The organism is Rhizobium altiplani, from assembly GCF_001542405.1.
Lineage (GTDB): Bacteria > Pseudomonadota > Alphaproteobacteria > Rhizobiales > Rhizobiaceae > Rhizobium > Rhizobium altiplani.
Genome location: NZ_LNCD01000070.1, coordinates 117333 through 134804, shown reverse-complemented (window position 1 = coordinate 134804; position 17472 = coordinate 117333). Strand labels below are relative to the sequence as shown.

13 protein-coding genes are annotated in these 17472 nt (G+C 61.4%); 6 read left to right on the top strand and 7 right to left on the bottom strand.

Annotated features, from left to right (window positions below; translation table 11 throughout):
• Positions 1-80: 80 nt before the first annotated feature.
• Positions 81-686, bottom strand: coding sequence for a DUF6656 family protein (locus AS026_RS15745; protein ID WP_025661897.1), 606 nt, complete (start codon positions 684-686; stop codon positions 81-83).
• 413 nt (positions 687-1099) lie between these two features.
• On the opposite strand from AS026_RS15745, the gene AS026_RS15740 reads away from it, so the two are divergent.
• Entirely contained in the window at positions 1100-2344 is a 1245-nt protein-coding gene (locus tag AS026_RS15740) for an aromatic ring-hydroxylating oxygenase subunit alpha (protein ID WP_025661896.1), read from the top strand.
• Positions 2345-2409: 65 nt separating this feature from the next.
• Here AS026_RS15740 and AS026_RS15735 read toward each other — a convergent pair whose 3' ends face one another.
• Positions 2410-3372 carry a glycoside hydrolase family 25 protein gene (locus AS026_RS15735; protein WP_025661895.1) on the bottom strand — a complete coding sequence of 321 codons (963 nt, stop codon included), beginning with the start codon at positions 3370-3372 and terminating at the stop codon, positions 2410-2412.
• Positions 3373-3562: 190 nt separating this feature from the next.
• Here AS026_RS15735 and AS026_RS15730 point away from each other — a divergent pair, with 190 nt between their 5' ends.
• Entirely contained in the window at positions 3563-4099 is a 537-nt protein-coding gene (locus AS026_RS15730; protein ID WP_062370530.1) for a BA14K family protein, read from the top strand.
• 52 nt (positions 4100-4151) lie between these two features.
• On the opposite strand, the gene AS026_RS15725 is transcribed toward AS026_RS15730, so the two are convergent.
• Positions 4152-5147: a transporter gene (locus AS026_RS15725; RefSeq protein WP_025661893.1), complete on the bottom strand. Its 996-nt coding sequence runs from the start codon at positions 5145-5147 to the stop codon at positions 4152-4154.
• Between the two features lie 217 nt (positions 5148-5364).
• Between AS026_RS15725 and AS026_RS15720 the strand changes: the two genes are divergently transcribed.
• The 4 genes from AS026_RS15720 to AS026_RS15705 all read left to right on the top strand — a co-directional run bounded on the left by AS026_RS15720 (position 5365) and on the right by AS026_RS15705 (position 12258).
• Complete coding sequence (locus tag AS026_RS15720; RefSeq protein ID WP_025661892.1) at positions 5365-7143, top strand: acyl-CoA dehydrogenase family protein; 1779 nt, start codon at positions 5365-5367, stop codon at positions 7141-7143.
• A 9-nt stretch (positions 7144-7152) separates the two neighbouring features.
• Positions 7153-7905, top strand: a complete 753-nt coding sequence (locus AS026_RS15715) for a crotonase/enoyl-CoA hydratase family protein (RefSeq protein ID WP_062370528.1) — start codon at positions 7153-7155, stop codon at positions 7903-7905.
• 194 nt (positions 7906-8099) lie between these two features.
• The gene (gene mcpU / locus AS026_RS15710) at positions 8100-10184 is read left to right on the top strand and encodes a methyl-accepting chemotaxis protein McpU (protein ID WP_062370526.1); all 2085 of its coding nucleotides are present in this window, start codon (positions 8100-8102) and stop codon (positions 10182-10184) included.
• 250 nt (positions 10185-10434) lie between these two features.
• A complete protein-coding gene (locus AS026_RS15705; RefSeq protein WP_062370524.1) occupies positions 10435-12258 on the top strand; it encodes a HAMP domain-containing methyl-accepting chemotaxis protein in 1824 nt (607 codons plus the stop codon).
• Positions 12259-12320: 62 nt separating this feature from the next.
• On the opposite strand, the gene AS026_RS15700 is transcribed toward AS026_RS15705, so the two are convergent.
• From AS026_RS15700 to AS026_RS15685, 4 genes are all read right to left on the bottom strand, one after another.
• Positions 12321-13571, bottom strand: coding sequence for a class I SAM-dependent RNA methyltransferase (locus AS026_RS15700; protein ID WP_062370522.1), 1251 nt, complete (start codon positions 13569-13571; stop codon positions 12321-12323).
• Positions 13568-14314: a TlyA family RNA methyltransferase gene (locus AS026_RS15695; protein ID WP_062370520.1), complete on the bottom strand. Its 747-nt coding sequence runs from the start codon at positions 14312-14314 to the stop codon at positions 13568-13570. The genes AS026_RS15700 and AS026_RS15695 overlap by 4 nt, the downstream gene beginning before the upstream one ends.
• 165 nt (positions 14315-14479) lie before the next feature.
• Positions 14480-16402, bottom strand: coding sequence for a 1-deoxy-D-xylulose-5-phosphate synthase (dxs, locus tag AS026_RS15690; protein WP_018858967.1), 1923 nt, complete (start codon positions 16400-16402; stop codon positions 14480-14482).
• A 106-nt stretch (positions 16403-16508) separates the two neighbouring features.
• Entirely contained in the window at positions 16509-17432 is a 924-nt protein-coding gene (locus AS026_RS15685) for a pirin family protein (protein ID WP_018858968.1), read from the bottom strand.
• Positions 17433-17472 lie beyond the last annotated feature (40 nt).

Genomic DNA, 17472 nt, shown 5'->3' with positions numbered 1-17472 from the left:
GCGCTGTCCGGATTGCTGTCCGGCAGTCCTTATGCCTTCCCGGCGATCGGATCAATATCGAAGCGGGCCGATGATGCCGATCAGAGCTGGCGAATGATCTCGCGCAGCTGCTCGTTGCGCGCGCCGAGCAGCAATACGTTCTTGATGGCGATTTGCGGATCGTCGGTGCGGAAAAGCACCCCGTTGCCCCTCACCGAGCGGTCGATCGTCATCTTCTCCGGCGTATGTTCGCCGGGCTTGATCGCCACCGCGAAATACATGCGCGAATACTTCAGATCGATCTTGTGGAAGAAATTGTCGTTGTCGCCGATGTCGGCGTAGAAATTCGCGATGTAGAACGCCCAGCTGACTTCTTCGTAGCGGGCGAATTTCGTCCGCGACGCAGTCACGTGGCAATAGCCTAAATGCGGGCTGTCCTGCAGCGTGCGGTGGAAGAGCAGCTTCGGAAACTGGATCGAACGGTGAAATCCGTTGATATGTCGATGCGTCTTGGCGCCGGCTGTCTCCAGCTTGCGGCCCGTCTTCTCTGCGACTTCGTCATGTGTGAGGTAGCGCCGCTCCTCGGCGAGCCAGTGGGCCCGGGTGCGCGTGATCTTTCCGGTGCGCAGAAATTCAGAATGCGAGGTGACCGGTGCCGCGTTGCTGGAATTGCTGTTAGTGGCGTCGAAATAGCGAAGCTTCGCCATGAGAGATATCCACATGGATGATTGATGTGGAAAGGATAGGCAATCATGCTTAATGGCAGATTAAATTCGGCCGTCATGCGCGGGTTGGTGGACATTGGCCACCGCCGCCATGTCGCAAATACGATAGCTGTGGCAAGGTCGTGCCGAGAGCCCAAGTGTGAATTGGGTTGCGGCAATGTCGTAATTGGCCTTGCTGGCCGAGAATGAAGCATTTTTAGGCTGGAACCGCGTTCGATTCCGCACTCCTTTGCCGCCTGTCGTCATTTTCGAAGCCGATGTCGCTTTACAACCAAACGCCGCGCGCCAGCGGTGTTTAAATGTCTATCAAGAAAGTCTCCTGACGGAGAGGGAGCGAAGCTTCCGGCGGCTCTCGCCTTCGATCAAGCGCCGGCCCATTATACGAGGATATGCAGATGGATATTCGCAGCAACGTATTGCGGCAACTCAAGACCCGCCGGGAAGGCTTCAGTCTCGAGCGGCCCTTCTATATCGACGAGGATTATTTCAAGCTCGATATGGAGATGATCTATTATCGCGACTGGTTGTTCATGGGCCATGATTGCGAGCTGCCGAAGCCGGGCGCTTATTTCACGGTCCAGATCGGCGACTATCCCGTTGTCATCGTCCGTGGCCGTGACAACGTCATTCGCGCCTTCCACAACAGCTGTCGCCATCGCGGCTCGCGCGTCTGCACCAAGGAGCACGGCTCCTCGGTTCGCCTCGTCTGCCCCTATCATCAGTGGACCTACGACCTCGATGGCAAGCTCGCCTTTGCCCGCCACATGGGCGATGATTTCGACAAGAGCGGTTACGGCCTGAAGCCGGTCCATTGCGAGAGCTTCGGCGGCTACATCTTCATCTGTCTCGCGCAGAATACACCGGATTTCCAGCCGATCCGCGACATGGTCGCGCCCTATATGCTGCCGCATCGTCTGAGCGAGGCGAAGGTCGCCTTCCAGAGCACGATCATCGAGAAGGGCAACTGGAAGCTCGTCTGGGAAAACAACCGCGAATGCTATCACTGCGCGGCCAACCACCCCGAACTCTGCCGCACCTACCCGGAAGCGCCGAGCGTCACCGGCACGGACGGCGGTGCCGACGATCCCGAGATTGCGGGTCACTGGGCACGCTGCGAGGCGGCTGGCTTGCCGAGCAAGTTCCAGATTTCCCCCGACGGTCAGTTCCGCACGGCCCGCATGCCGTTGATCGAGGACGCAGAGAGTTACACCATGTCCGGCAGGCGCGCCGTCGAGAGGCCTCTTTCGGACGACGTGACGCTTGATCGCATCGGCACGATGCTGCTGTTCCACTACCCGACGACCTGGAACCACATTCTCGGCGACCATGCGATTTCCTTCCGCGTACTGCCGCTCAGTGCCAATGAAACGGCCGTCACGACGAAGTGGCTCGTGCACAAGGATGCCGTCGAGGGTGTCGACTACGATCTGGCCGAGCTCACGCATGTGTGGACCGAAACCAACGATCAGGACCGTCGCATCGTCGAAGAGAATGCCTTCGGTATTCACTCGCCGGCCTACGAGCCTGGACCTTATTCGATGGCGCATGAAGGCGGCGTCATGCAGTTCCTCGAATGGTACTCGAACTTCATGGTCAACCGCCTGCAGGGCGATCAGGCGAAGCTCTCCGTCGTCGCCTAATCCAAAAGACTCCCTCCCAAGTGACCTCGTCTCTTGGAGACGGGGTCTTTTTGTGCGCACGTTTCTCAGAAGTCTCGACGCGTGCGCACGACGTCGCTCTGCGGTATCGAGGATGTGACGATAGGATCCGGCGGAAGCTGTGCGAAGGTTGCCGGGCCTTGGGCAGGCATTCCGCGCGGCTCCATCTCGATCTTGGCAAGAATGAGCGGCGGGTCCGGTTCGCGCGCCGGCAAGAGGTTGCCCCGCGCCCACACCTTTGCGAGTTCGGCGCGGCTCATGGGCGCGACGTTGACATCGATATCCGTCAATGTGCCTGGAACGCGGTAAGGGCAGCGGCGCTTGCTGCAGTTCTGTCCCGACGAGAACTGCCACATCAGGTAGTTGTCCCAGTTTCCCATCGGGAACACGCCCTTCACGTCGGGCCTGTATCGCGCATACCAGATCGGTAGCCGCGCCAGCACCGGATAGTCGTTGCGATATGCGGCAATATATCGGGCGGTGTTGTGATTGGTATAGAGAACCGGGTATCGTCCGGTCCTTGCCCTGATATGGCCTGCGAATATCTGTGCGTCCTCCAGCGACATGAATTTCTGCGAATCGATGCCCTCGAGATCGAGGATCATCATCTCGTCGTCCTTGGGATCGGCGTATTCGAGGAAATGGTTGGCCTGGTCGACCGGGTTGCCGGGACGGGCGAGGTGATAGGAGCCCCAGAGGAGGCCGGCCGCCCGGGCAACCAATCGCCGCGTCTGAAAGAGCTCACGGCTCACCGCATATTTGCGCCACATGGTCTTGCAATGCGCGACGGTGTCCCCGGCATGATCGCCGGTACAGGAGAAGCTCTCCGGAAGTCCGTCGGAAGCTTTCGAAATGAAGGCGGCGATGCGCTTGTCCGAAAGCAGGGAATCCCAGTCGATCGTATTGAGTTCGTACGCGTCGATGACGAGCGCGTTGTTGGGGTTGTTCCAGGGCAGGGTGTCAGCCGCCACAGCCATAGTCGGAGGTCCCGCGACAAGCGCCGGAACCATCAAGCGAAGCAGAAGATTTCTCCAGGATTGCTTCATGGAATGAGCGTGGTGAAAGGCGGTTAATGTCCAGTTAATCCGCGATCGCTTCAAAACGGAAAGTCGCACCGACAGCATGAAAACTGGTCATTGGAACGTTTTCAGTGCCTTGGCGTTATCGTGCGCGCGTATTCCAACTGGAAATGGAGCTTCCATGACTGGGTTTTTTAAGAAGATAGCGATTGCCGCCGTTTCTTTTGTCACGCTGGCAAGTGGCTATGCGCCCTCGCAGGCGATGCAGATGCCGGCTCTGCCGCAGGTCGAAAAATCTGGTGACGTCCAGAACGTCCAGTATTGCCGTGGCCCCTATTGTCACCCCGGTTTTCGCCCCGGATACCGGCCGGGCTACTATCCAGGCTATCGCCCTGGCTATTATCCGGGGTACCGCCCGGCTTATCGCCCAGCCTATCGCCCCGGCTGGTACGGTGGCTATCGCGGCTATCCCTACTATCGCAGTGGCTACCGCTACTATGACGGCTACTGGTTCCCGCTGGCCGCCTTCGGCGCTGGTGCGATAATTGGTGGTGCTATTGCATCGCAGCCGACCTATGTGGCTCCTCCGCCGGCTGCTTCGCTCGGCTCGGGTCACGTGGCCTGGTGCCAGGCGCGTTACCGTTCCTATCGGGTCTACGACAACACCTTCCAGCCGTACAATGGCCCGCGCCAGCAGTGCGTTTCGCCGTACTACTGAGTGAAGCAAGCTTTCGCTCTCGGGGCCGGCAGCAATGCCGGGTCTTTTTGCGTTAGAGGATGCGGACGCGCTTCAGCAGCCACCATGCGAGCACGATGGAGGCGATTATGATGGCCACGGCATATTCGGTGCCGCCGCTACCTTCGGCAAAAGGTAGATTGGCCGTGTTCATGCCGAAGAAGCCCGTCACTAGGGTTGGCGGCAGCAGGAAGGCCGTCATGATCGACAGAATGTAGAGGTGCCGGTTCGTCTCCGAGGACGCCTTCGAGTCGATTTCTTCATGCAGCAGCCGAGCGCGGTCCTGCAGCGCGTAAATGTCGTGATCGACGGTTTCGAGGCGGCTCGTCAGCCGTCCCGCGACATCATCGAAGCCGAAGGGCATTTCATCGTCATGCGAGGCGGCAGCGCGACGCATCAGGGCCAGCACGGTTCTCAGGTGCCGGTGCAGCCGGACGACCGTACGTCGGACCGGCGCCAGCCGCCGGCGCTCGTCGCGTGGCGAGTTGTCGTAGACGAAATCCTCGATAACGTTGAGCTCCTCGGTCATTTCCATGACGATGGAGATCAGTGTCCGCTGGAACTCGATCACCAGGATCTCGAACAGGTCGACAGGCCGTTCGAATTTTGCCGGGTTCTTCTCCACTAGCGCGCGGGCGCGCTCGATGCTGCGTAGCGGCTGCAGCCGCGTGGTAATGATAAAGCGGTCAGAGATCGCAAAATGCAGCCAACCAAGATCGGCGGTTTCACGATCGAATTCGCGCTGGCAATCAACAAGCGTGCCGTAGAGCAGCTGTTCGTCGACCGTTATCGCGGCATGCGTGTCACGGGTGGTCAAGGCTGCCTTGGCATCGTCGTTCAAGCCAACGATACTGTCGAGCAGGCCGGGCACCCTGGCATCTGCGAGATTGAGATGCAACCAATAGAAGCCGCCGCCGTCGGTCAACTCGGCCTGCGGCGCGCTGTTTGGGAGACGGATTGCCTTGCCGCCGTCCGGCGGAAAGCGGTAGGCCCACACGAGTCCGGGGATGTTGGCGGGCAAAGTATCCATTGATGCGCCGGTCCTCTTGCGATGGCGGTGAGTGTCCTTAGAGATTCTCTATGACGGTTGTTTGTGCAAGTGCGTAATAATTCAAGACATGTGTAACTCCGTGGCAGCTTGTCGCTGGAAGTTTGAAATTGACGTTTACGTAAAAATCAATTAGCTCTGCCCTTGGAGAGGCTGGAGGGCTGTTCAATCGGCGGCCAGCGATGCGAGGAGATCACTGATGTACAAGGCGCCGGTCGAAGAGATTGCGTTTACGCTGAAGCATGTTGCCGGCCTGGGCGATGCAATCGAAGCTGGTTTGCTCGGTGACCTTGGTGATGATCTCGTCGACGCCATCCTTCATGAAGCGGGACGATTCGCCACGGATGAAGTTGCGCCGCTCGCCGAGGTTGGCGACCGTCAGGGTTCGCGCCTCGTCGACGGCAGGGTAGTAACGCCCGATGGTTGGCGCGATCTCTACAAGAACTGGATCGCCGGCGGCTGGAACGGCCTGACCGCACCAGAAGACTTCGGTGGGCAGGCGCTGCCGCATATGCTGAACGTCGCCGCCCTGGAAATGTGGAATTCCGGATCGATGGCGTTCGCGCTCTGCCCGACGCTGACCATGGGTGCGATCGAAGCGATCAACAGCCATGCGTCCGGCGAACTCAAGAATACCTACCTCGCAAAGCTCGTCTCGGGTGAGTGGACCGGCACGATGAACCTGACGGAGCCGCATGCCGGCTCCGACCTCGGCGTGCTCAAGACCCGCGCCGAACGCCGGGACGACGGCACCTACCGCATCTTCGGCCAGAAGATCTTCATCACCTGGGGCGAACACGACGCCGCCGACAACATCATTCACCTGGTCCTCGCTCGCCTCCCGGACGCACCGGCCGGAACGCGTGGCATCTCGCTGTTCCTCGTGCCGAAATTCCTCGTCAATGCGGACGGATCGCTTGGCGCCCGCAACGATCTCTTCGCGCACTCGCTGGAGCACAAGCTCGGTATCCACGGCTCGCCGACCTGCACCATGATCTATGGCGACGGCAAGTTCGGCGAGGAGAAGGGGGCAATCGGCTGGCTGGTCGGCGAGGAGAACAAGGGCCTCGCCTGCATGTTCACGATGATGAACAATGCCCGCCTTGCCGTCGGCATGCAGGGCGTCGCGATCGCCGAGGCGGCGACGCAAAAGGCAGTCGCCTATGCGAGAGAGCGGGTTCAGGGCAAGGCGCCGAACTGGGCGGGTGGCGGCATGAGCCCGATCATCGACCATCCGGATGTTACCCGCACGCTCCTGACGATGAAGGCGTTGACGCAAGGCGCCCGCGCAATTTCCTATACCTGTGCCCATGCCATCGACATGTCGCATCGCGCGGCGGATCGAAAGCAGCATTGGCAGGAGCGCGCAGCACTGCTGACGCCGATCGCCAAGTCCTTTTCCACCGATGTCGGCGTCGACGTCGCCTCATCAGGCATTCAGGTGCATGGTGGCATGGGCTTCATCGAGGAGACGGGAGCCGCGCGCTATCTGCGTGATGCGCGCATTGCGCCGATCTATGAGGGCACGAACGGTATCCAGGCGATCGATCTCGTCACCCGCAAATTGACGCTTTCGGACGGCGACCAGGTGCACGGTTTCATCGCCGAGCTGAAACAGATCGCCGACCAGGTCCGCCATTCCAACCTCGGCGGCTTCGGCGCGACGGCAAATCGCCTCGATTCCGCAATAACCGACCTCGGCGAGGCGACGGACTGGCTGCTGGCGCAGGTTCGCGATGCTAAGGTGGCAGAGGCGCTGGCCGGCGCGACACCGTATCAGCGGCTCTTCGGCCTTGTCCTGACCGGCTGCTATCTCGCCAAGGGCGGGCTCGCGCAGGCACCGGCGGGAGGTGCCGAAGGGCGCATCGCACTCTGCCGTTTTGCCGCGGAAAATCTTCTTTCGGAAGTGACGGCGCTGAAGGACAGCGTCATCAACGGCGCCGCAAGCCTTGCGGCTGCCAAAATAGTTCTCGCCTGAGGAACCATCATGACAGAGCAGGTCATCGTCGAGCAGGATGCGGCACACCCCGGCATCCAGATCATCCGTTTCAACAGGCCGGAAAAGAAGAATGCCATCACCCGCGCCATGTATCGGAAAATGGCGGAGGCGTTGATTGCCGCCAATGGCGATGCGGCGATCAAGGCGACGGCTTTTCTCGGCACCGAAGGTTGCTTTTCCGCGGGCAATGACCTCGGAGATTTCATCGCAGCGGCGATGGGCGGTGCCATGCCTCGCGAGATCGTCGAATTCCTCTACGCCATGGTTCGCTCCGAAAAGCCGATCGTGTCAGGTGTCGACGGGCTGGCGATCGGGATCGGAACCACAATGCACATGCATTGCGACCTGACAATCGCCTCAGCGCGCAGCCAGTTCCGCACGCCGTTCGTCGACCTCGCCCTCGTTCCGGAAGCGGCGTCCAGCCTGCTTGCGCCGCGGATCATCGGACACCAGCGCGCCTTTGCGATGTTGGCTCTCGGTGAGGGCTTCTCCGGCGAGGAAGCACGGGAGGCGGGACTTGTCTGGAAAGTCTGTGCGCCCGATGAGGTCGAAAGGACAACGCTCGCAACCGCTGCCAAGCTTGCCGCCAAGCCGCCAGAAGCGCTGAAGATCGCGCGCAACCTGATCCGGGGCGATCGGGAAGAAGTCATTGCGCGCATCGATGACGAGGCGCGTCACTTCTTCGACCGCCTACACAGCGCCGAAGCGAAAGCCGCCTTCGAAGCCTTCATGCGCCGCTGACGTGGGAATAGTCGAGTTTCGTCAAATTTTAAGCCAGTTTTAAATACCCCTCTAATATTAGGGGTATGACGGCGCGCTGATGGCGCAGTCGTCCGGGCGCATGAGGCGCTTTGTCCCGTTTTGACCATAGCCTGCGCATCGAGTAGCCCGCGCTTCGTCAAGTACGGCGCGGACCACTCACGAAAGGAAAATCCTTGAAAAAGAAGACGAATTTGATGACGCGCATCCTCGTTGCCGCGTCTGCCGTTGTTCTTGTGGCCTTTGCCGCCTTTTCCTACTACATCAATTCCGTCGAACGGAGCACCGCGACTGCCGCGATCGAAGCCAACATCAGCTCGTCCGGTGAGCAGGCTGCAAGCAGCCTGGCCAACTGGATGAATGGTCGTGTGACGCTGACCGCCATGGTCGCGAACGCCATCGGCCGCGCCGCCGATCAGAAGGGCGTCGAAGCCGTGCTCCAGAACGATGTTCTGACCAGCCAGTTCGTCAGCACCTATTTTGGCGACGAGCAGGGTGTCTTCACCATGTGGCCGAAGCTGCCGATGCCGGACGGCTATGATCCGCGCAAGCGCCCCTGGTATCAGGATGCCGTCAAGGCCAACGCCAGCGTCATGACCGAGCCCTATGTCGATGCGTCGAGCGGCGATCTCATCATCAGCTCGGCCGTTCCCGTCAGCCACGGCGGCAAGCTGGCCGGCGTGACCGGCAGCGACTTCTCGCTGAAGACCATGGTCGACATGATCAAGGAGATCGATCTCGGCGGCAAAGGCACGGCCTTCCTCGTCAACAAGAGCGGGCAGATCCTGATCCACCCGGATGCAAAGCTGGTGACAAAGACGCTTGCCGACGCTTTCCCGGCTGAGACACCGGCGATCAAGGCCGGGCTCGTTCCGACTGAGTTTGCCGGCAAGGATGTCCTCGTCAGCTTCATGCCGGTTGCAGGTTTGCCGTCGGTCGAATGGTACCTCGGCTTCGTCGTGGACAGCGACGCCGCCTTCGCTTCGCCGAACGAATTCCGCATTGCCGCAACCATTGCCACGATTCTCGCCGTCGGCCTGATGATCTGCGCCATGGCCTGGCTGCTGCATGGCCTGGTGATCCGTCCCGTCACCGATATGACCGCCGCGATGCAAAAGCTTGCCGCCGGCGATCTGTCGGTCTCCATTCCTGGCGAACAGCGCCGCGACCAGATCGGCTCGATGGCCGAGGCTGTGGCTGTCTTCAAGAAGAACGCGGTTGATCGAGAGCGCCTTGAGGGTGAAGCCGAAACCGGCCGTGCCCTTACCGAGCGTGAGCGTCATGAGCGTGAGCAGCAGAAAAACCGCGAGGCAACCGAAATCCGTCATGCCGTCGATGCGCTTGCCAGTGCCCTCGGCGCGCTGTCGGATGGCAACCTTGCGCATCGCATCGACGCGCCGTTTGCCCCGCATCTCGACCGCCTACGTAATGACTTCAACAACGCCGTCACCAAGCTCCACGGTGCTTTGCATGCCGTGGGCAACAACGCCCACGCCATTGATGCCGGTGCGAGCGAAATCCGCACGGCCGCAGACGGCCTTGCCCGCCGCACCGAGCAGCAGGCAGCCTCGGTCGAGGAAACGGCTGCAGCGCTCGAGGAGATCACCACGACGGTCAAGGACACGGCACGTCGCGCTGAGGAGGCCGGCAATCTCGTCTCGCGCACCCGCAACGGCGCCGAAGAGTCCGGCAACATCGTGCGCAAGGCGGTTTCGGCAATGACCGAGATCGAGCAGTCCTCGCAGAAGATCGCCAACATCATCAGTGTCATCGACGACATTGCCTTCCAGACCAACCTGTTGGCGCTGAATGCCGGTGTCGAGGCGGCACGCGCCGGCGAAGCCGGCAAGGGCTTTGCTGTCGTCGCCCAGGAAGTGCGCGAGCTGGCACAGCGTTCTGCCCATGCCGCGAAGGAAATCGAAAGCCTGATCACCGCCTCGAACTCACAGGTTCGCTCGGGCGTCACGCTCGTCGGCGACACCGGCAAGGCGTTGGAAGCAATCGTCGGTCAGGTTCAGGAAATCAGCCGTCACGTCGACGCAATCGTCACGGCAACCCGTGAACAGTCGACGGGGCTTGCCGAGATTAACACTGCTGTAAACACGATGGACCAGGGCACGCAGCAGAATGCCGCCATGGTCGAGGAGCAGACGGCAGCGAGCCATGGGCTGGCGCAGGAGGCGGCAAAGCTGATGCAGTTGCTGAGCCAGTTCAACCTGCAATCAGTATCCCACGCTGCGGTCAGCCGTCGCGCGGCCTGATGTAATCCTGCGAAGACCGGACGCTCGCGCTCGTCGCGGGCGTTCTCGTTGGAGGGCGCGACCAGCGGTGATTAAAAAATATTACTTTTAATCAAATCTTACGGATCTTGGGCTTTAGTGGCGTGCAATGCATGATGCAGGATGGACGTTGTCCGTACCGTTCTCCCCACACCATTAAAACGAGTGTTCCCCCAGGCGATCAACAGGAGATTGACTGAAGCACATCGTTCAGCCGCACTGAGGCCGCTCTATGTCCAAATTGAAGATCAAGACGCTTCTTCCGCTTCTTTTTCTGTCCCTTGTCGTCATTGCCCTGGTGCAGGGTGCGATCGCGGCCTTCTCGTTGATCAATCTGGAGGCCAACACCCGGCAGATCGGGGCGCAGAACATTCCGAACACCGAACGGCTCCACGCGATCGTCACGACGCTGAACGACGTTCGTCGCAGCTACGCCGACTACCTCCTTGCAACAGGTAAGACGGACTTCCGCAACGCGGAGACGACACTCAAGGCCCGCCGCCAGCGCCTTGCCACTGCCATTGGCGCCTTCGACAAGCAGCCGAAGAGCGATTACATGAGCCAGAATTTCGGCCGGCTGCAGAAGGCGCTCACCAACGACGCTGCGCTTGCCGACAAGATCATTGCGCTGGCGCTCGACAACAAGCGCAGCCAGGCCAACAGCCTCTATCGCGGCGAACTTTCCATGTCCGCCAACAACATTCAGACGCTCGTCGACGGAATGTTGGCAAAGGATCGGCAGTCGACCGATGCCGCTCTCGCTGCCGCGACCGGTAACTATAACGCAGGCATCTTGTCCATCGTCGGTGGCCTCGTCGTCGCGCTTGCCGTCGCCGTTGCTGCGGCCTTCCTTGCCTGGACGCGCATTTCTCAGCCGATCTCGACGATCGCCACCCGCATGGCCCGTCTGGCGGACGGGGATCTCGACGCGGCCGTCCCTTACGCCGGGCGCAAGGATGAGATCGGCGACATGGCGGCTGCCGTAGCGATCTTCCGCGACAACTCTTTCGCACGCCTCGACCTCGAACGGAGCGCCGAGCACACCCGCGAGCAGGCTCAGCAGGAGCGTTCCCGTAACGAAGCCTCGAAGGCACGTGAAGCCAGCGAGATCCAACATGCCGTCGATGCGCTTGCCGAAGCGCTGGGCGCTCTCTCGGAAGGCGATCTCACGCGGACGATCGAGACGCCTTTTGCCGACCACCTCGACCGGCTGCGCAGTGATTTCAATTCCTCCGTGGCCAAGTTGCGGGCTGTTCTTCAGGAGGTCGGTGACAACGCTCATGCGATCGACGCGGGCGCCGGAGAAATCCGCACCGCCGCGGACGGGCTTGCCCGCCGCACTGAACAGCAGGCTGCCTCCATCGAAGAAACGGCAGCCGCGCTCGAAGAAATTACGACGACCGTCAAGGACACAGCGCGCCGTGCCGAGGAAGCCGGCACGCTGGTCACTCGAACCCGCAACGGCGCCGAAGAGTCCGGCAACATCGTCCGCAAGGCGGTCTCGGCAATGACCGAGATCGAGCAGTCGTCGCAGAAGATTGCCAATATCATCAGTGTCATCGACGACATTGCCTTCCAGACCAACCTGCTGGCGCTGAATGCCGGTGTCGAGGCGGCACGCGCCGGCGAAGCCGGCAAGGGCTTTGCTGTCGTCGCCCAGGAAGTGCGCGAGCTGGCACAGCGTTCTGCCCATGCCGCGAAGGAAATCGAAAGCCTGATCACCGCCTCGAACTCACAGGTTCGCTCGGGCGTCACGCTCGTCGGCGACACCGGCAAGGCGTTGGAAGCAATCGTCGGTCAGGTTCAGGAAATCAGCCGTCACGTCGACGCAATCGTCACGGCAACCCGTGAGCAGTCGACGGGGCTTGCCGAGATTAACACTGCTGTCAACACGATGGACCAGGGCACGCAGCAGAACGCCGCCATGGTCGAGGAGCAGACGGCAGCGAGCCATGGGCTGGCGCAGGAAGCAGCAAAGCTGATGCAACTCCTTGCCCAGTTCAACCTGCAGGCAGCATCCCACGGCGCATCATCCTACAGCCGTCGCGCCGCCTGATTGATTGATACACACAAACTGGAACGCCCGCGCTCGTCGCGGGCGTTTTGTTTTTCGCGCCGCTACTTCTCCAGCGTCGCCACGACCTCGACGTGCGATGTCCACAGGAACTGGTCGATCGGGGTCACACCGGTGATGCGATAGCCACCCTCGACGAGCAGGGCGAGATCCCGGGCGAGCGTCACCGGATTGCAGCTGACGGCGACGATTTTCTTGACCGTCGAGCGCGCCAGTTCCTTGCACTGAAACTCGGCGCCGGCGCGCGGCGGATCGAAGACCACGGCGTCGTAGACCTTCAGCTCGGATGTCATCAGCGGCCGGCGGAAGAGGTCTCGCCTTTCGACGCTGACCGGCTTCAGACCCTGCGTGTTGCGAGCAGCGTGATCGAGCGCCGCCAGCGGCTTGTCCTCGCTCTCGACCGCATGAACCCGGCCGACGCGGGCAAGGCGAAGCGAGAAGGTGCCGGCGCCTGCGAAAAGATCGGCGATGCGTTTCGCCTTGCCGACATGCGCCAGAACCAATTCCGCCATTGCGTCTTCCGCCTGCTTGGTCGCCTGCGTGAAGCTGCCGGGCGGCGGAACGACATTGACGCCGCCGAAATCGACGATCGGCTTCGATGGTTCGACGAGGATTTCGTCGTTGAGCGAGACGCGGGCGATGCCGCGAAGGGAAAGCACCGTCTCGATCGCCTTGCGGCGCTGCTGATCCGAGAGTTTCTTGATGCCGTCGACCGCGAGATCAAGACCCGACAGGGTCTCCAACACGGTGATGCGGAACGCTTCGGCGCTATTGGCAAGTGCTGCACCAATCGCCTTGATCGCCGGCAGCCTGGCGATGATGCCCGCCGACGAGATGGGACATTCCTCGATGGCGACGATGTGGTGGCTTTCGGCCTGATTGAAGCCGATAAGCATGTCCTTCTCGGTCCGCCGTGCGGCGAAGACGACACGCCGCCGTTCGCCGGGATGAGCGACGACGAGGTCGGCAACCTCAGCCGTCAGTCCCTTCGATTTCAGCGCGTCGACGACAAGCTGACGCTTGAAGCTGCGATAGGCAGGATCGTTCATGTGCTGGAGGCTGCAGCCGCCGCAGGTGCCGTTCACTCCGTCCGGTCCGAAATGCCGGCAAGGAGGAGCCTGGCGATCGGCCGATGGATCGGAGATCGACATCACCGTGCCGTGGTTCTTGACGCGCGCGATGGCGACGGTTTCGCCGGGCAGGGTGAAGGGCACATAGACCGGCCCGCCATCCGCGTGCACGATGCCATCGCCCTGGGCGCCCAGCTTTTCGATCGTAACAGTTTGCGTGCTCACGGTTTTGTCCCTGCGAGTAGAAATTCCTGATTACCGTCGCCGCCGGCAATGGGTGAGGGGATGAGGCCAAGGCTCTTCCAGCCCATATCCTCGACGAACCAGCGCTCGAGTTCGGCCGCGACATCGGGCGCCGATGACGGGTCCTTGAGAAGCCCCCCCTTGCCGATCGCCTCGCGCCCGGCCTCGAACTGCGGCTTGACGAGGAGAGCCGCGCAAGCCCCAGCTTCCGCGATCTCAAGAGCAGGGGCAAGTGCCAGCTTCAGCGAGATGAAGGAGACGTCCGACACGATAAAGGTGAGCGGATGGCCGATATTCTCCGCCGTCAGGTTGCGGGCGTTGAGGCCTTCGATGTTCGTCACGCGGGGATCACTCGAGATGCGCGGATGCATCTGGCCATGGCCGACGTCGATCGCGGTGATATGGGTTGCCCCTTGGGCCAGCAGCACTTCGGTGAAGCCACCGGTTGATGCGCCGACATCGAGACAGTGATGTCCTGACGGGTCGAGCTTGAAGTGATCGAGCGCTGCGGCGAGCTTCAGCGCCGCACGGGACACATAGTCCTGCGCCGGATCGTCGATTTCGATTGGGGCATCCTCGCCAAACAGCGCACCTGCTTTCGTCACGATCTTGCCTCCGACCTTCACGGTGCCGCGTTGCACCGCATCCCGCGCTCGGGAACGGCTGGCGAAAAGACCAAGGCTGACGAGCAACTGGTCGAGGCGTTGTGTGTTTTGATCGGACATCGGCTGTCCATGACCGGCAAAGCCGTTAGTTGCAAGCCTTTTGTTGGAGAGGCGTCGCTGGCAGCCGGATGGCAGCGGTTCATCGACACTTCCGTCGGCCTTTCGCCAAACAAAAAAGACGGCCCCGTCTCCAGGGCCGTCTTCATCTAACGCGATGAGATTGAACTATCCGGCAGCGCCGACGCCAAATGCGGCGGGCCGGCCAAGCGCCTTGAACACGGTTGAAACGATGCCCGCGCGATCGAGGCCGGCATGGGCGTTCATCACTTCCGGCTTTGCCTGTTCCACCCAGATATCGGGCATGACAAGCGAGCGGATCTTCAGGCCATTGTCGAGCAGGCCGTCCATGGCCAGGAACTGCATGACTTGGCTGCCGAAGCCGCCGACCGCTCCCTCTTCGACGGTGATCAGGATTTCGTGGTGGCGTGCCAACTGGCGGATCAGATCATGATCCAGCGGCTTGGCGAATCGCGCATCGGCAACCGTCGTCGAAAGCCCGGCTGCGTCAAGGTCCTCGGCAGCAAGCAGACAGTCAGCGAGGCGGGTGCCGAACGAGAGCAGCGCCACTTTCGCGCCTTCCTTGACGACGCGGCCCTTGCCGATCTGCAGGATTTCACCACGGACGGGCATTTCTATGCCGACGCCTTCGCCGCGCGGATATCGGAAGGAGATCGGACCGGCATCATAGGCTGCCGCCGTTCGCACCATATGCTTCAGCTCAGCCTCATCGGCGGCCGCCATCACCACGAAGCCGGGGAGGGTGGCGAGGAACGTCGTATCGAACGAGCCTGCATGCGTCGGGCCGTCGGCGCCGACGAAACCGGCGCGATCGATCGGGAAGCGAACCGGAAGGCCCTGGATCGCGACGTCGTGCACCACCTGGTCATAGGCGCGCTGCAGGAACGTCGAGTAAAGCGCGGCAAACGGCTTGAAGCCCTCGGCGGCTAGACCGGCGGCAAATGTCACCGCATGCTGCTCGGCAATCCCGACATCGAAACATCGCGACGGGAAGACGCTTGCGAGCTTGTCGAGGCCAGTCCCGTTCGGCATGGCGGCGGTAATGCCGACGATCTTGTCGTCGTGCTCCGCTTCCTGCACCAGCGCTTCGGCGAATACGCTCGTGTAGCTCGGCGCATTCGGCTTCACCTTCGCCTGCGCGCCGGTGATGACGTCGAACTTGTTGACGCCGTGATACTTGTCGGCTGCCGCCTCGGCGGGCGCGTAGCCCTTGCCCTTCTGCGTCACCACATGGATCAGCACGGGGCCGTTGGCATTGTCGCGCACATTGCGCAACACCGGCAGCAGGTGCTCGAACGAGTGACCGTCGATCGGCCCGATATGATAGAAACCCATCTCCTCGAACATTGTCCCCCCGGTCACATAGCCCCGGGCATGCTCCACGGCGCGAGTGATGGCGCGGTCGACATTCTTGCCGAGGTAGGCCGTCAGCTTCTTGCCGAAATCGCGGAAGCCCATGTAGGTGCGGCCGGAAGCAAGGCGCGCGAGATAGGCGCTCATCGCGCCGGTCGGCGGCGCAATCGACATGTCGTTGTCGTTGAGGATGACGATCAGGCGGGCGTCGAGCGCGCCAGCATTGTTCAATGCTTCGTAGGCCATGCCGGCCGACAACGCGCCGTCGCCGATCACGGCAATCACCCGGCGGTCGGTCTTGTCGAGGTCGGAGGCAACCGCCATGCCGAGGCCGGCGGAGATGGACGTGGAGGAGTGAGCAGCACCGAAGGGATCGTATTCGCTTTCCGCGCGGCGCGTGAAACCGGAGAGGCCGCCTTCTTGGCGCAACGTCCGGATACGGTCACGGCGACCGGTGAGGATCTTGTGCGGATAGCACTGGTGCCCGACGTCGAAGATCAGCCGATCTTCAGGCGTGTTGAAGACGCTGTGGATCGCAATCGTCAGTTCCACCACGCCGAGTCCTGCACCGAGATGACCGCCGGTGCGCGACACCGCATCGATCATTTCATCGCGAACCTCGCGCGCAAGCTGCGGCAGGTCGCGATCGTCAAGCTTTCGGAGGTCGGCTGGATAGGGGACCTTATCCAGCAGCGGCGTCTTCGGCGATTGTGTCACGGGCGGGCGCTCTTTCTTGTCTTTCTTGGGCAGGATGCCTTTAAGCCATAAATTGCGGTGAAAAAAGTCGATTTCAAGAATGGCCGAAACTCCTTTCTAAAGGAGATCAGCCTTCCGGCAAAGGTATGAATTCTTCTTCGTCCCCCGGTACGATGTCGAACTTGCCGGTCCGCCACTCTTCCTTGGCCTTTTCGATGCGCTCTTTCGACGAGGAAACGAAGTTCCACCAGATGTACCGCTTCGAGTTCAGCGCCGCGCCGCCGAACAGCATCAGGTGACAGCCCTCTCTGCCAGCTTCGAGAGTGATCGCATCGCCGGGGCGGAAGACGAGCAGCTGATCGGCTGCAAACCTATCGCCCGATATCACGACTTCGCCTGACAGTACGTATGCCGCCCGCTCCTCGTGTCCCGCTGCGAAGGGAAACTTCACACCCGGTTCAAGGCTGATATCGGCATAGAGCGTGTCGGAAAACACCTTCACCGGTGAAGACATCCCCTCGAACGATCCGATGACGACACGCCCGCGCACGCCGCGTTCGTCGATCACAGGCATGTCGCTCTTTTCGGTATGCGCAAAGGAGGGATCGATCTCCTCCCTGTCATCCGGCAGTGCGAGCCAGGTCTGCAGGCCCGACATCAGCAGCGGATGGCCGCGCAAATTATCGGGCGTGCGCTCCGAATGGACGATGCCGCGCCCTGCCGTCATCAGGTTGATGTCCCCGGGGCGAATGACCTTCTCGGTGCCGAGGCTGTCCCGATGCCGGATCTCGCCGTCAAAGAGATAGGTCACCGTCGAAAGCCCGATATGCGGATGCGGCCGCACATCCAGCGCCTCGTTCGGCTTCAGGATCGCCGGCCCCATGCGGTCGAAGAAGATGAACGGCCCGACCAGCCGCCGCTGCCGCGTCGGCAGCGCTCGCCGCACCTCGAAGCCGCCAATATCGCTGGTGCGGGGGATTATGAGGTTCTCGATCGCATCGCAGGCGAAAGCATCGCCGGGCAGGGGATCTTTACCGGGGAAAAAGGACATCAAAGCGTCTCCGATGAGCGTTGTGCCTAGGCTAGACCGA

Excerpts from the sequence above, each read along its gene's own strand:
- AS026_RS15745 (WP_025661897.1), bottom strand. The coding sequence starts at position 686 with ATGGCGAAGCTTCGCTATTTCGACGCCACTAACAGCAATTCCAGCAAC.
- AS026_RS15740 (WP_025661896.1), top strand. The coding sequence starts at position 1,100 with ATGGATATTCGCAGCAACGTATTGCGGCAACTCAAGACCCGCCGGGAA.
- AS026_RS15735 (WP_025661895.1), bottom strand. The coding sequence starts at position 3,372 with ATGGTTCCGGCGCTTGTCGCGGGACCTCCGACTATGGCTGTGGCGGCT.
- AS026_RS15730 (WP_062370530.1), top strand. The coding sequence starts at position 3,563 with ATGACTGGGTTTTTTAAGAAGATAGCGATTGCCGCCGTTTCTTTTGTC.
- AS026_RS15725 (WP_025661893.1), bottom strand. The coding sequence starts at position 5,147 with ATGGATACTTTGCCCGCCAACATCCCCGGACTCGTGTGGGCCTACCGC.
- AS026_RS15720 (WP_025661892.1), top strand. The coding sequence starts at position 5,365 with ATGTACAAGGCGCCGGTCGAAGAGATTGCGTTTACGCTGAAGCATGTT.
- AS026_RS15715 (WP_062370528.1), top strand. The coding sequence starts at position 7,153 with ATGACAGAGCAGGTCATCGTCGAGCAGGATGCGGCACACCCCGGCATC.
- AS026_RS15705 (WP_062370524.1), top strand. The coding sequence starts at position 10,435 with ATGTCCAAATTGAAGATCAAGACGCTTCTTCCGCTTCTTTTTCTGTCC.
- AS026_RS15695 (WP_062370520.1), bottom strand. The coding sequence starts at position 14,314 with ATGTCCGATCAAAACACACAACGCCTCGACCAGTTGCTCGTCAGCCTT.
- AS026_RS15685 (WP_018858968.1), bottom strand. The coding sequence starts at position 17,432 with ATGTCCTTTTTCCCCGGTAAAGATCCCCTGCCCGGCGATGCTTTCGCC.